Raw genomic sequence first — 14,969 nt, 5'->3', positions numbered from 1 at the left:
TCACGCAATAAATCACAACATCAATCGACACAGGGTCCCTGCCGAAGCAGAAAACCTGTGGGAGCGAGCCTGCTCGCGAATGCGTCACCGCGGTGTTTCAGAGGTACCACGGCGCCTGCATTCGCGAGCAGGCTCGCTCCCACAAGGGGTCTCCACAGATATCGAAATTTTCCGTTCGGACAAACAACAAGGGGGCGAATCTTCATCCGCCCCCCGCTTGTCCGCTTATTCCTGCGGTTCTTCGTCGGCTGCGGCGTCGAGTTGCTGGTCTTCGGCAACGTCGTCGATCACGACTTCACCGTCGAACACTGCACCCTCTTCACCTTCCAGCTCTTCACCTTCGACTTCCGACGGCTCCTGAACCCGTTCCAGACCTACCAGCTTTTCATCGCTGGCCAGTTTGATCAAGGTCACGCCCTGGGTGTTACGACCCAGGCTGGAGACTTCGTCAACACGCGTACGCACCAAGGTGCCCTGGTCGGAAATCAGCATGATTTCCTCACCGTCGAGCACCTGGACTGCCCCGACCAGACGGCCGTTACGGTCGTTGCTGACCATGGCGATAACGCCCTGACCGCCACGTTTGTACTCAGGGAACTCGGTGATCGCCGTACGCTTGCCGTAACCACGCGCCGAAGCGGTGAGGATCTGGCTGCCTTCTTCCGGGATCAGCATCGAAATCAGCTTCTGGCCTTCCGGCAGACGCATGCCGCGGACACCGCGAGCGGTACGGCCCATGGCGCGAACGTCGGTTTCCTTGAAGCGAGTGACCTTGCCGCCGTCGGAGAACAGCATGACCTCGCGATCGCCATCGGTAATGGCGGCGGAAATCAGTACGTCACCTTCATCCAGTTCCAGCGCAATCAGGCCGACGCTGCGTTGACGGCTGAAGGATTCCAGCGGGGTCTTCTTCACGGTGCCTTTAGCAGTGGCCATGAAGATGAAGTGGCCTTCGGTGTATTCCTCGACCGGCAGCATGGTGGTGATGTATTCATCACCGTCCAGCGGCAGCAGGTTGACCAACGGACGACCACGGGCAGCGCGGGAGGCTTCCGGGATTTCGTAGGTTTTCAGCCAGTACACTTTGCCTTTGCTGGAGAACAGCAGCAGCGTGGTGTGGCTGTTAGCGACCAGCAGGTGAGCGATGTAGTCCTCATCCTTGACGCCGGTAGCCGATTTGCCTTTACCGCCACGACGCTGAGCCTGGTACGCAGCCAATGGCTGGGTCTTGGCGTAGCCACCGTGGGAAATGGTCACGACGCGCTCTTCTTCCGGGATCATGTCACCCAGGGTCAGGTCGAGACGGGCATCGAGAATCTCGGTGCGACGCACGTCGCCGTATTCGGCGCGGATCACTTCCAGTTCTTCGCGGATCACTTCCATCAGGCGCGTGGCGCTGCTGAGGATGCGGATCAGTTCGCCGATCTGGTTGAGGATCTCTTGATACTCGGCCAGCAGCTTTTCGTGTTCCAGACCGGTCAGACGGTGCAGACGCAGTTCCAGAATGGCTTGCGCCTGTTCCGGCGACAGGAAGTACTTGCCTTCTCGCAGACCGTATTGCGGGTCCAGGGTCTCTGGACGGCACGAATCAGCACCGGCACGTTCAACCATCGCGACCACCGCGGAGGATTCCCAGGCCGTGCTGATCAGCGCTTCCTTGGCTTCCGACGGGGTCGGCGAGGCTTTGATCAGGGCGATGACCGGATCGATGTTCGACAGGGCAACCGCTTGACCTTCCAGGATGTGACCACGTTCGCGGGCTTTACGCAGTTCGAACACGGTACGGCGGGTAACGACTTCGCGACGGTGACGAACGAAGGCTTCCAGCAGGTCCTTGAGGTTCAGGATGCGTGGACGGCCGTCGATCAGCGCGACGATGTTGATACCGAACACCGCTTGCAGCTGGGTCTGGGCGTAGAGGTTGTTGAGGATCACCTCAGGCACTTCGCCGCGACGCAGCTCGATCACGACGCGCATACCGTCCTTGTCGGACTCGTCGCGCAGTTCGGTGATGCCTTCGAGCTTCTTCTCTTTGACCAACTCGGCGATCTTCTCGATCAGACGGGCCTTGTTCAGCTGGTAAGGGAGTTCGGTGATGACGATCTGCTGGCGGCCACCGACCTTGTCGATGTCTTCGATCATCGAGCGGGCGCGCATGTAAATGCGGCCACGACCGGTGCGGTAGGCTTCGATGATGCCGGCGCGACCGTTGATGATCGCGGCGGTCGGGAAGTCTGGACCAGGGATGTATTGCATCAGCTCATCGATGGTCAACTCGGGGTTGTCGATGAGTGCCAGGCAACCGTCGATGACTTCACCGAGGTTGTGCGGCGGGATGTTGGTCGCCATGCCCACGGCGATACCGCTGGAGCCGTTGACCAACAGGTTGGGAATACGGGTCGGCATGACCGCCGGGATCATTTCGGTGCCGTCGTAGTTCGGCACCCAGTCCACGGTTTCTTTGTGCAGGTCAGCCAGCAGTTCGTGAGCCAGCTTGGTCATGCGCACTTCGGTGTATCGCATGGCGGCGGCGTTGTCGCCGTCCACGGAACCGAAGTTGCCTTGACCGTCTACCAGCAGGTAGCGCAGCGAGAATGGCTGCGCCATCCGAACGATGGTGTCGTACACCGCAGTATCACCGTGAGGGTGATACTTACCGATCACGTCACCGACAACACGGGCAGATTTCTTGTACGGCTTGTTGAAGTCGTTGCCCAGCTCGCTCATCGCGAACAGCACACGCCGGTGCACGGGCTTCAAGCCATCGCGCGCATCCGGCAGTGCCCGCCCGACAATTACGCTCATCGCGTAGTCGAGGTAGGACTGCTTCAGCTCGTCTTCGATATTGACCGGGAGGATTTCTTTGGCCAGTTCGCCCATGAGAAGCCTGATTCCTTTTTCTGGTGAAACTTCGTCACATCCATATGGGACGAACGAAGCTCGCCGCTGCAGGCTGAGTGCCATGCACCGACTTACGACAAATCAACGAGTTATGCCATGGATCTGCGCAGTAAAGGCAGCCACATCGGGCTACCTTGGAAACCGCCGGATGTTATCACAAGAGCCGCCACGCACCTATCCCCCTGATGCGCATGGAGCATAGTTAGTTGACCGGTGACAGGCTTGAAGGGGACGAGAGAGGCTTAGAGCCTTCACAACCCCAGATTCATAAGCAAAATAAGGGGTAGCAGGAACGGTAGACCGAGTCATCGTTCTTCGCGGGCAAGCCTCGCTCCTACAGGTTCCACATTTCTGTAGGAGCGAGGCTTGCCCGCGAAGGCGATTTATTAGGCAAAACAGATCATCAATGCAAACGCTTGCGGCACATCAACTGCGCCATCTTCGCGGTATCCGGACGCTCGACGATGCCTTTTTCGGTGACGATCACATCGATCAAGTCAGCCGGAGTCACGTCAAATACCGGGTTGAACGCATCGACATCGGCTCCGACCCGCTTGCCGCCGACTTCCAGCAACTCGCGACCATCGCGCTCTTCAATCGGGATGTCATCACCGCTGGCCAGGTTCATGTCGATAGTCGAACTCGGCGCCACCACCATGAAGCGCACGCCGTGGTGCATGGCGTTCACCGCCAGCTGATAGGTGCCGATCTTGTTGGCCACGTCGCCATTGGCGGTGATCCGGTCGGCGCCGACGATCACCCAGGTAATGCCCTTGGTCTTCATGATGTGGGCTGCGGCGGAGTCGGCATTGAGGGTCACGGGAATGCCTTCGTTGGCCAATTCCCATGCGGTCAACCGCGAACCTTGCAGCCATGGACGGGTTTCGTCGGCGTAGACGCGCTCGACCATGCCCTCGATGAACGCCCCACGAATCACGCCAAGTGCCGTACCAAAGCCGCCGGTGGCCAGTGCGCCGGTATTGCAGTGGGTCAGAATCGCCTGGGCGTTGCCCTGATGCTTGCGGATCAGGTCCACGCCCAGTTGCGCCATGGTCAGGTTGGCTTCGCGATCACTCTCGTGAATGGCGATAGCCTCCGCTTCCAGCGCCGCCAGAGGGTCTGCATCTCCCTTGAGACGATCCAGGCGGTCACGCATGCGACTCAAGGCCCAGAACAGATTCACCGCCGTTGGACGGGAATCAGCCAGCAACGCGTAATCCTCTTCCCACGCGGCCTGCCAGTCACCGCCCTCGGCGATTCGGGCGCGGGCTGCCAGCACCATCGCATAAGCGGCACTGATGCCAATCGCCGGCGCGCCGCGCACCACCATCGAACGAATGGCCTCGGCCACGCCAGCGGCGCTGGTGCAGGCGATCCACGTTTCCTCGAACGGCAAAATACGCTGATCCAGCAGGTACAGGGCGCCATCACGCCAATCGATGGCCTTCACCTTCTCCGCAGCCAACAGTCGATCGCGCATCCCTCACCCCGCACTCATGAACAAAAGCCGTCGATTATAGCGATCCCCCCGCGAAGACGCTCGGGTATACTTCGCCATCCTTACAAAAGCTCTGGAACCGACTCTCGATGCCGAACTCTGCCGCTGCGCTCGACCTGTTATTGCTGCCGACCTGGCTGGTACCTGTCGAACCCGCTGGCGTTGTCCTCAAAGAGCACGCCCTCGGCATCCGTGACGGGCGCATTGTCTTTATCGGCCCGCGCGCCGCCGCACTGAAGCTTAACGCAACCGAAGTCCGCGAATTGCCAGACATGTTGCTCTGCCCTGGCTTGATCAATGCCCACGGGCATGCGGCAATGACGCTGTTCCGTGGCCTGGCCGATGATCTGTCCCTGATGACCTGGCTGGAAAACCACATCTGGCCGGCCGAAGCCAAGTGGGTCGATGAAGCTTTCGTACGTGACGGCACTGACCTGGCGATCGCCGAGCAGATCAAAGGTGGCATCACCTGCTTTTCTGACATGTATTTCTTCCCGAAGGTTGCCAGCGAGCGCGTACATAACAGCGGCATTCGCGCGCAAATCGCGATTCCGATCCTCGACTTCCCGATCCCGGGCGCCAGTACGGCGGACGAAGCCATTCGTCAGGGCGTCGAATTGTTCGGCGATCTCAAGCACCACGAGCGCATCAAAGTCACCTTTGGCCCCCACGCACCCTATACCGTGGGCGACGAGAATCTGGAGAAAATCCGGGTGATCGCTGAAGAACTGGACGCCTCGATCCATATGCACGTGCATGAAACGGCTTATGAAGTGCAGCAGTCCGTCGAGCAACGAGGCGAACGCCCATTGGCCCGCCTCGGGCGCCTGGGTTTGCTGGGGCCGCGCTTTCAGGCGGTTCACATGACGCAGATCAGCGATGAAGACCTGGTGTTGCTGGTAGAAAGTAACACCAACGTGATTCATTGCCCGGAGTCGAACCTGAAGCTGGCCAGCGGGTTCTGCCCGGTGGAGCGCTTGTGGCAGGCTGGCGTCAATGTGGCGGTCGGCACCGATGGTGCGGCCAGCAACAATGACCTGGACCTGCTCGGCGAAACCCGCACTGCCGCGTTGCTGGCCAAAGCCGTCGCCGGCTCGGCCACCGCACTGGACGCCCATCGCGCCCTGCGCATGGCCACGCTCAACGGCGCCCGTGCGCTGGGGATCGAGGCTGAAGTCGGTTCGCTGGAAGTCGGCAAAGCGGCAGACATCGTCGCGTTCGACCTCTCCGGCCTGGCGCAGCAACCGGTCTACGACCCGGTTTCGCAGCTTATATATGCCACCGGCCGCGATTGCGTGAAACACCTTTGGGTCGCCGGCAAGCAACTGCTCGACGACCGTCGCCTGACTCGCCTGGATGAAGAACAGCTCTGCGCCACCGCCAAGGCCTGGGGCCAGCGCATCAGCGGCCATACCGAATCGTAAGCACCCCGGACTCACCACCGGGGCAACAGGAATTTTCAAGTTTTAGAGGACTTAACCATGAGCAACGTCGACTACGCCGAAATCGCCAAATTCGAAGCCCTGGCCCATCGCTGGTGGGACCGCGAAAGCGAGTTCAAACCGCTGCACGACATCAACCCGCTGCGGGTCAACTGGATTGACGAACGGGTCAGTCTGGCCGGCAAGAAAGTCCTCGACATCGGTTGCGGCGGCGGCATCCTCAGCGAAGCCATGGCCCAGCGCGGCGCTACCGTCATGGGCATCGACATGGGCGAAGCGCCGCTGGCGGTCGCGCAACTGCATCAACTGGAATCCGGCGTGAGCGTCGAATACCGGCAGATCACCGCTGAAGCGCTGGCCGAAGAAATGCCTGAGCAGTTCGACGTGGTCACCTGCCTGGAAATGCTCGAGCACGTGCCGGACCCGTCCTCGGTGATCCGCGCCTGTTTCCGCATGGTCAAACCCGGCGGCCAGGTGTTCTTCTCCACCATCAACCGCAACCCGAAGGCGTACCTGTTCGCCATCGTCGGCGCCGAATACATCATGAAGCTGCTGCCGCGCGGCACCCACGACTTCAAGAAATTCATCCGCCCGTCCGAACTCGGCGCCTGGAGCCGCATGGCCGGCCTGACCGTCAAGGACATCATCGGCCTGACCTACAACCCGCTGACCAAGCACTACAAACTGGCCTCCGACGTGGACGTCAACTACATGATCCAGACCCTGCGCGAGGAGTAAGCCGATGCGTATCAGAGCAGTTCTTTTCGACATGGACGGCACCCTGCTCGACACCGCGCCGGACTTCATTGCGATCTGTCAGGCGATGCGTGCCGACCGCGGCCTGCCGCCGATGAACGACCAGCACATTCGCGACGAGATCTCCGGCGGCGCCAAGGCGATGGTCGCAGTGACCTTCTCCATGGACCCGGAATCACCGGGTTTCGAGGCATTGCGCCTGGAGTTCCTGGAGCGCTACCTCGCCGGTTGTGCGGTTCACAGCAAACTCTTCGACGGCATGGGCGAACTGCTGGCCGACATCGAGAAGGCCAACCTGATCTGGGGCGTGGTCACCAACAAACCGCTACGGTTCGCCGAGCCGATCATGCAGCAGCTTGGATTGGCCGAGCGCTCGGCGCTGTTGATCTGCCCGGACCATGTGAAGAACAGCAAGCCGGACCCCGAGCCGTTGATTCTGGCGTGCAAGATGCTCGACCTGGACCCGGCCAGCGTGCTGTTTGTGGGTGATGACTTGCGCGATATCGAGTCCGGTCGCGATGCCGGCACCAAAACGGCTGCCGTGACCTATGGCTATATTCATCCGGACGATAACCCGCGGCATTGGGGCGCGGATGTGGTGGTCGATCATCCGCTGGAGTTGCGCAAGGTGCTGGATAGCGCCCTCTGTGGCTGCTGAGAACCGGTTTCAAATCTTGGAATTGGGTTGTAGGGATTGACGCCTTCGCGGGCAAGCCCGCTCCCACAGGGTTCTGTTGGTGGACACAAAATTCGTGAACACCATGATCATTGTGGGAGCGGGCTTGCCCGCGAATGGCCGCGCCGCGATCTGTTTTCTGTATTAGTCGAGGTTTCTATGTTTGATTATTCCGCCCGCCCAGAATTGCTCAAGGAGCGGGTCATCCTGGTCACCGGCGCTGGCCGTGGCATCGGCGCTGCCGCCGCGAAAACCTTCGCCGCGCACGGCGCCACCGTGCTGTTGCTGGGCAAGACCGAAGCCAACCTGACTCAGCTCTACGACGAAATCGAAGCCGCCGGCCATCCACAACCGGCCGTGATCCCGTTCAACCTGGAAACCGCCCTGCCCCATCAATACGATGAGCTGGCAGCGATGATCGAAACCGAATTCGGCCATCTCGACGGTTTGCTGCACAACGCGTCGATCATTGGCCCGCGTACGCCGATCGAGCAGCTGTCCGGCGAAAACTTCATGCGCGTCATGCAAGTCAACGTCAACGCCATGTTCATGCTCACCAGCACCCTGTTGCCGCTGCTCAAGCTGTCTCAGGACGCCTCGGTGGTGTTCACTTCCAGCAGCGTCGGTCGCAAGGGCCGCGCGTATTGGGGCGCTTACGGCGTCTCCAAGTTCGCCACCGAAGGCTTGATGCAAACCCTGGCCGACGAAGTCGACACCGTGGCACCGGTGCGTTCCAACAGCATCAATCCGGGCGCCACGCGCACCAGCATGCGGGCCCAGGCTTATCCGGGTGAAAACCCGCTGAACAACCCGACGCCCGAGGAGATCATGCCGGTCTACCTCTACCTGATGGGTCCGGACAGCACCGGCATCAACGGCCAGGCGTTCAACGCTCAGTAACGCCCGCGCGTCGCTTTTGTGCCGCGACGGCTTCCCGTCGCGGCACTCAAAGTGCGTCGTAACCACCGACTACAAGTCAAACAACTGTCACCGAACGCGACGGCATTCATCAACAACAGCTTCAATACTTTGATTTAGAACACTTTTTATTCGACTGAACTGAATGGCACGACTTTCGCTCTAAATTTGCTCAGACACGCAGTGTGAAAGCAGACGGGGCGGACACCTGAGCCGACAGTTTCTAATCGTCGGCAAAGCGGACTAAACTTGCGCCAAACGTCCTACGGGACTGATGGACCAGTATGACGCGCAGCCCAAAGCCGCTCTCACCCAGCCTGTAAGACAGCCTTACTGCTTAGGGGCGCACGCCATATGAAATCACCTTCCCAGACCAACGCAATTGACTTCGATAGCGCCAAATTGCAACGCCTGGGCTTTGGTCAGCAGCCTCCTCTTCTGGAGAGGCCAGTCAGCCTTGCGCAACTGCGCCAGAAGCTGAGCCAGCAGCTGCAAACCAGTCTTGAGCCGCAACGCATTCTCGGGCTCTTCTTTCGTGAAATTCAGCGACTTGTGCCGCTCGACGCCTTGAACTATCAGCACAAGGCCAGCGACTTACGCCTGGAGTTCGGCCTGCGCGGCCATCATTCGATCAGCTACAGCCTCAGCCATGAAGGCGAGCACCTGGGTGAACTGGTATTCCGCCGCAATCAGCGGTTCAGTGAACAGGAACAGAGCAACCTTGAGTCGCTGCTGTCCGCATTGATGTATCCGATGCGCAATGCCCTGCTCTACCGCGCCGCCACCCAAAGTGCCTTGCGCGATCCGCTCACGGACACCGGCAACCGCATCGCCATGGATCAGACCCTGCAACGGGAAATCGAGATGGCGCGTCGGCATCTGCAACCCTTGTCGCTGCTGATGTTGGACATCGATCACTTCAAGCACATCAACGACAACCACGGACACAGTGCCGGCGATGACGTGCTCAAGGCCGTCGCAGCCTCGATCAAAAGCCAGTTGCGCAACGTGGACATGGTTTTCCGGTTTGGTGGCGAGGAGTTCCTGATCCTGCTTTCCAACACCACCCGGGAAGCGGCAGCCTTGGTCGGCGAGCGACTGCGGTTTGCCGCGCAGGCTGAGGATTATGCTGCCGACGGCAATAGGGTCGAGCTGACGGTCAGCCTTGGCTGCTCGACCCTATTGCCCGGCGAGTCTGCCGACAGCCTGTTGCGGCGGGCCGACAGTGCGCTGTATGTGGCCAAGCGCGAGGGGCGCAACCGATTGGCGATGGCGGGCTGAACATCCGCCAGAGCGGGCTCGCTGGTGAAGCGGCCCGCATGGACAGGTATTAGCGAACAGTACCGCGCAAATCCCCCACCAACCCTTGCAACCGGGCTGGTTCTGCCGCCTCAACCGCGATCGCAGGCCCTGCCACCAGCGTCACCCGCGACCACAACCGGCGAAACACGCCCTTTTCCGGATCGCGACTGAAGAAACTCCCCCACAAACCCTGCAATGCCAGCGGAATCACCGGCACCGGCGTCTCCTCGAGAATCCGCGTCAGCCCGCCCTTGAATTCGTTGATCTCACCATCGGCGGTCAATTTTCCCTCAGGGAAGATGCACACCAACTCGCCATCTTTCAGAAACTGAGCAATGCGCGTGAACGCTTTTTCGTAGATCTGTATGTCTTCCTGACGCCCCGCGATCGGAATGGTCCCGGCCGTGCGAAAGATAAAATTGAGCACTGGCAAGTTGTAAATCTTGTAATACATCACAAAGCGAATCGGCCGACGCACCGCGCCGCCAATCAGCAAGGCATCGACGAAGGACACGTGATTGCACACCAGCAACGCCGCGCCTTCATCGGGAATCAGCTGCAGATTGCGATGCTCCACGCGGTACATGGAATGGCTGAGCAGCCAGATCATGAAGCGCATGCTGAACTCGGGGACGATGCTGAAGATATAGGCGTTGACGCCGATGTTCAGCAGCGACACCACCAGGAACAACTGCGGGATCGACAACTTGACCATGCTCAGCAAGACGATCGAGACAATCGCCGAGACCACCATGAACAGCGCGTTGAGAATATTGTTGGCGGCAATCACCCGCGCCCGCTCGTTCTCGGGGGTACGTGATTGAATCAGCGCGTACAGCGGCACGATGTAGAAACCGCCGAACACGCCAAGCCCCAGAATGTCGATCAACACCAGCCAGGCGTGGCCAAAACCCAGGACTTCGATCCAGCCATGGCCTGTAACGCTGTCCGGAATCCCACCGGAATGCCACCATAGCAGCAAACCAAATACCGTCAGACCGAACGAGCCGAACGGCACCAGTCCGATTTCGACTTTACGTCCGGACAGTTTCTCGCAGAGCATCGAACCCAGCGCGATACCGATCGAGAACACGGTAAGAATCAGCGTCACCACAGTTTCGTCGCCGTGCATCCACTCCTTGGCGTACGCCGGGATCTGCGTCAGATAAACCGCCCCGATAAACCAGAACCACGAGTTGCCGACAATCGAGCGCGACACCGCTGGGGTCTGCCCCAAGCCCAGTTTCAACGTGGCCCAGGACTGGCTGAAAATGTTCCAGTTCAAACGCATATCAGGTGATGCGGACGCAGCCCGTGGAATGCTGCGACTGGCCAGATAGCCGAGCACCGCAACACCGATGATCGCCGTGGAGACGATCGGCGCGTAATGACTGGACGACATCATGATCCCGGCGCCGATGGTCCCGGCGAGGATCGCCAGGAAGGTGCCCATTTCCACAAGACCGTTGCCACCCACCAGCTCTTCGTCACGCAAGGCCTGCGGCAGGATCGAGTATTTCACCGGTCCGAACAGCGCTGAGTGAGTGCCCATGGCAAACAGCGCGACCAACATCAGCGACAGGTGATCGAACATGAAACCGACTGCGCCGACCGCCATGATGGCGATTTCTCCGAGCTTGATCAGACGGATCAGCGCGTCCTTGGCGAACTTTTCACCGAACTGCCCGGCCAGCGCCGAGAACAGAAAAAACGGCAGGATGAACAGCAGCGCACACAGGTTGACCCAAATCGAGCGATCACCCTCGATGGTCAGCTTGTACAAAATGGCGAGGATCAGCGACTGCTTGAAGATGTTGTCGTTGAACGCCCCGAGAGACTGCGTGACGAAGAATGGCAGGAAGCGCCGGGTGCGAAGCAAGGTGAACTGTGAGGGGTGACTCATCTTCCATGTGTCCCTGATGTTGGGTAGAGAGTGGCGTGGATACCGTTATTGGAATATCGAACGACGATCCAGGCCACACATTACCTAAACTTTGCCGGTTATTTCTTTAATCTGTGCAATGCACGGTGAGACAAACAACTCGCCCCGCCACGCGCCCTGCAGCGTTCGTTTGGCGACGATCAGCCACATCACCGCCAGCAACACCACCAGTACACAGCCGAAAGCACTGAAAAACGTCAGGTTCAAGGTGCTGGCCAGTTTCAACGTCGCCAGAGAATAGACGCCCAACGGGAAGGTGAAGCCCCACCAGCCGAGATTGAAAGGAATACCGACGCGCAGGTAACGCAGGGTGATGAGCACCGCGATCAGCATCCACCACAAACCAAAACCCCACAGTGTGATTCCGGCCACCAACCCCAGCCCTGCGGCGATTTCACCGATGCCCGGCAGACCGTTGGCCGCAAAGATTGCCGGAGCATCGGCACCCAGCAGCAACATGCCCAGCGCCCCAGTGCCGATCGGGCCCAGCGCCAGCCAGCTGGAGGCGGCCATGTTTTCGTGGGGCAATTTATGCAGCGCCATGCGCAGCAACAGGATGGTCAGAATGCTGAACGCCACCGGTAAGGAAAATGCCCAAAGCACGTAGCTGGTCACCAATACCACCAGTTGCGAATGGGCATCGGCCAAGTGCGGCGCCAACAGACCACCGCTGGCGGCCGCCACTTCCGCCGCCACCACCGGCAACAGCCAGACGGCAGTCATCTGGTCGATGCTGTGTTCCTGACGGGTGAACATCATGTAGGGAATCAGCACGCCGCACGCCAGAGACATCGCCACATCCAGCCACCACAACACCTCGGCGACATGAATCACGCCCTCGCCCCAACGCGGCAACCCGAACACCAGAAAGCCATTAATGATGGTCGCCAGGCCCATGGGGATGGTGCCAAAAAACATCGAAACCGTGGAGTGACCGAAAATCCGCCGCGCCTCATTAAAAAACAGCGCCCAACGCGCCGCGTATACCGCCGTGAACAAAACGAACAGCACGATGTTGAACAGCCAAAGGGCTTCGGCAATTACGTGCAAACCGGGATTGGCAGCAGGCAGCTGCGCCAGCGCCAACGCCAGCACGCCGGTGCCCATGGTGGCGGCGAACCAGTTCGGCGTGAACTGGCGAATGACTTCGCGCGGGTGCTGCAAATGACTGAAAGGTTTGAAACCGGATGGGGCGGTGTTGGGGCATGTCATGGTGAACTCCTGTCCTCTGTTGAGGTGGAGCCCATGGTAGATCTGAATCGAATATCGATATAACGGGTAATATCTCTAACTGTTATCTGCTTTGCAGATATAACGTCAGACGCTGCCTTCAGTCTCGATCACCAGGATTCTCGCCGCGCCCTGTGGATGGGCAACGTGTTCGGTGCCGACGTCGGCATAAAAGATATCGCCTACACCCAATACCACTTGTTTCTCCTGACCCTCTTCGCGATAACGCATCTGCACGTGTCCATCCAGCACCACGAACACTTCTTGCCCATCATTGATGTGCCATTTATAGGGCTGATCGGTCCAGTGCAAACGCGTGGTGATGCCGTTCATGTTGGCGATATCCAAAGCGCCCCAGGCACGGTCAGCGGTGAAGGATTTGCTGCGGATGATTTTCATGCATCGGTCCGTCGAATTGAATGGCGGTGCCAAGGCTAGCGGTCATCGCACATCGACGCCACAGACTTTCATGGACCGCTGACGCATCAATGCGAGCAGAGCACCGACCGAGAGCATAATCAGCACCGCGCCATAACCATCGGTGGTGGCCACCAGCCCGAAGGTGTGGGTCAAGTTCCCGGCCAGCAACGACGGCAAGCAGAACGCCAGATAACTGAGCACATAGTAAGCCGACATCAACCCTGCCCGTTCATGGGGCAAGGCCAGCGGCACGACGCTGCGCAACGCACCGAGGAAACCGGCGCCGAAACCGCCGCCAGCGACCAGCGTCGCGACGAAAAACAGCGTCAGGCTGGCGCTGTGCACCGCTATCAGAATCAGCGCGATGCCGACAGGCAGCAGGCTGCCGCCCAACCGCAAGACCTTGTCGGCCGGCTGATTGCGCAGGGTGTAGATCATCGACGCGCCGGTCACTGTCAACACAGCCACCGTCGCACCGCCAATCAGATTTGAGGTCGAGCCGGTGGCCGTGCGAACCAGGGACGGTGCCAAAGAGGCGTAAAAACCACCGAGCGCCCACACCGCGATGTTGATTGGCAGCACCAGCCACAACGCACGCCGCGCCTGGAGCGGCACATGCAGTGTCGGACGCAGCGAAGCCCAGGCTCCCGGTTGCCGACTGACGCTTTCCGGCAAGCGCCAGACGTACAGCGCCTGCATCACAAACAGCGCGAACAGCACCCAATAGGTCAACTGCAACGGCAACGGTGCAAACTCGGCCAACAAGCCGCAACCCACGGCACCCGCCGCCATGCCCAGCAACGGCGCGACACTGTTGACCAGCGGCCCTTGCTGGCGATCGGTGTCCAGCAACGCCGCACTCAATACGGCAGTGGCCATCCCCGTGGCAAACCCCTGAAGTACTCGTGCACTGATCAACCAGGCGACACTGTCTGCATTGATAAACAGCAGCATCGCCAGCATGTTCAACATCACAGCGGTAAAGATCACCGGTTTGCGCCCCAGGTAATCCGAGAGCGAACCGACCGTGAGCAATGCCGCCAGCAAGCTAATGGCGTACACGCCGAAAATCAGAGTCAAGGTCGCTGCCGAAAACTGCAGGTGTTCCTGGTACAGGTGATACAACGGCGTCGGCGCCGTGGACGCGGCGAGAAAACTGAGTAAGGTGATCGCCAGGAACCACAGGCTTGAACGATTGGAAGTTGAACTGGACATCGGCATACTCCGCAAAAGCTAACTTTTTGCTTTTGCGGAGTGTGCTACTGGCTAGCGCTTAAAGCAAATTCTTTGTCTTAAGGTCCGATGCATGGCAATTAAAGAAGGATTACGCCCCGGCGGTCGCAGTGCCCGGGTGCAAGAGTCGGTTCACTCGGCCGTCCGCGATCTCCTCGAAGAGCAGGACCGTGCCACCGTGACCGTCCCGCAAATCGCCGCGCGCGCTGGCGTCACGCCGTCGACCATCTACCGGCGCTGGGGTGATCTGTCGGTGTTGTTGGCGGATGTCGCCCTCGCCCGCATGCGCCCCGAGAGCGAGCCGGCCAATACCGGCAGCCTGCGCGGTGATGTGCGCGCCTGGGCGGAGCAGTATCTGGACGAGATGAGTTCCGAGCCCGGCCGCACCATGTTGCGCGACGTGCAATGCAGCACCACACCGGCCGTTTGCGCGACGATCATTGGCGGACAGTTGCAGACGATTCTGGATCGTTACCCTGATCAGCCGAAGCCGAGCGTTGATCGGCTGATTAACATGGTGGCGGCGCCGACGGTGTTTCGTATCCTGTTTTCAGCGGCGCCGCTGGAGGTTGAGGAATTGCATTGGTTGATCGAGATTGCGTTCCGTCAGTAACGACGCCTTCGCGGGCAAGTCGGATCGCCGCATCGCAC

Annotated in this window: 12 protein-coding genes; 6 read left to right on the top strand and 6 right to left on the bottom strand. The window is 59.8% G+C overall.

What is annotated here, in order from left to right; translation table 11 throughout:
* Positions 1 to 225: 225 nt before the first annotated feature.
* Positions 226 to 2,880, bottom strand: a complete 2,655-nt coding sequence (gyrA, locus tag ACYZT5_RS33600; protein WP_462049111.1) for a DNA gyrase subunit A — start codon at positions 2,878 to 2,880, stop codon at positions 226 to 228.
* A gap of 424 nt (positions 2,881 to 3,304) precedes the next feature.
* Positions 3,305 to 4,381, bottom strand: a complete 1,077-nt coding sequence (mtnA, locus tag ACYZT5_RS33595; protein ID WP_462049110.1) for an S-methyl-5-thioribose-1-phosphate isomerase — start codon at positions 4,379 to 4,381, stop codon at positions 3,305 to 3,307.
* 107 nt (positions 4,382 to 4,488) lie between these two features.
* Here mtnA and ACYZT5_RS33590 point away from each other — a divergent pair, with 107 nt between their 5' ends.
* The 5 genes from ACYZT5_RS33590 (at position 4,489) to ACYZT5_RS33570 (ending at position 9,472) form a co-directional block, all read left to right on the top strand.
* On the top strand, positions 4,489 to 5,823 hold the full coding sequence (locus ACYZT5_RS33590) for a TRZ/ATZ family hydrolase (RefSeq protein ID WP_462049109.1): 1,335 nt from the start codon (positions 4,489 to 4,491) through the stop codon (positions 5,821 to 5,823).
* A 57-nt stretch (positions 5,824 to 5,880) separates the two neighbouring features.
* Positions 5,881 to 6,579, top strand: coding sequence for a bifunctional 2-polyprenyl-6-hydroxyphenol methylase/3-demethylubiquinol 3-O-methyltransferase UbiG (gene ubiG, locus ACYZT5_RS33585; protein ID WP_462049108.1), 699 nt, complete (start codon positions 5,881 to 5,883; stop codon positions 6,577 to 6,579).
* 4 nt (positions 6,580 to 6,583) lie between these two features.
* Entirely contained in the window at positions 6,584 to 7,255 is a 672-nt protein-coding gene (mupP, locus tag ACYZT5_RS33580; protein WP_462049107.1) for an N-acetylmuramic acid 6-phosphate phosphatase MupP, read from the top strand.
* Positions 7,256 to 7,432: 177 nt separating this feature from the next.
* Complete coding sequence (locus ACYZT5_RS33575) at positions 7,433 to 8,173, top strand: YciK family oxidoreductase (RefSeq protein WP_462049106.1); 741 nt, start codon at positions 7,433 to 7,435, stop codon at positions 8,171 to 8,173.
* Between the two features lie 372 nt (positions 8,174 to 8,545).
* Positions 8,546 to 9,472, top strand: coding sequence for a GGDEF domain-containing protein (locus ACYZT5_RS33570; RefSeq protein WP_462049105.1), 927 nt, complete (start codon positions 8,546 to 8,548; stop codon positions 9,470 to 9,472).
* A gap of 49 nt (positions 9,473 to 9,521) precedes the next feature.
* On the opposite strand, the gene ACYZT5_RS33565 is transcribed toward ACYZT5_RS33570, so the two are convergent.
* The 4 genes from ACYZT5_RS33565 to ACYZT5_RS33550 form a co-directional block, all read right to left on the bottom strand.
* Positions 9,522 to 11,396 (bottom strand): MFS transporter, encoded by a 1,875-nt coding sequence (locus ACYZT5_RS33565; RefSeq protein WP_462049104.1) that lies wholly within the window; start codon positions 11,394 to 11,396, stop codon positions 9,522 to 9,524.
* An 84-nt stretch (positions 11,397 to 11,480) separates the two neighbouring features.
* Positions 11,481 to 12,647 (bottom strand): TDT family transporter, encoded by a 1,167-nt coding sequence (locus tag ACYZT5_RS33560; RefSeq protein ID WP_462049103.1) that lies wholly within the window; start codon positions 12,645 to 12,647, stop codon positions 11,481 to 11,483.
* A gap of 105 nt (positions 12,648 to 12,752) precedes the next feature.
* A complete protein-coding gene (locus tag ACYZT5_RS33555) occupies positions 12,753 to 13,064 on the bottom strand; it encodes a cupin domain-containing protein (protein WP_462049102.1) in 312 nt (103 codons plus the stop codon).
* Positions 13,065 to 13,106: 42 nt separating this feature from the next.
* Positions 13,107 to 14,300, bottom strand: coding sequence for an MFS transporter (locus ACYZT5_RS33550; protein WP_462049101.1), 1,194 nt, complete (start codon positions 14,298 to 14,300; stop codon positions 13,107 to 13,109).
* 91 nt (positions 14,301 to 14,391) lie between these two features.
* Here ACYZT5_RS33550 and ACYZT5_RS33545 point away from each other — a divergent pair, with 91 nt between their 5' ends.
* The gene (locus tag ACYZT5_RS33545) at positions 14,392 to 14,931 is read left to right on the top strand and encodes a TetR/AcrR family transcriptional regulator (RefSeq protein ID WP_462049100.1); all 540 of its coding nucleotides are present in this window, start codon (positions 14,392 to 14,394) and stop codon (positions 14,929 to 14,931) included.
* Positions 14,932 to 14,969: the final 38 nt, after the last annotated feature.

The sequence above is a fragment of the Pseudomonas sp. LB3P14 genome, assembly GCF_054898045.1.
Note: the sequence above shows the minus strand (reverse complement) of the source record. Positions and strands in the feature narration are given on the sequence as shown.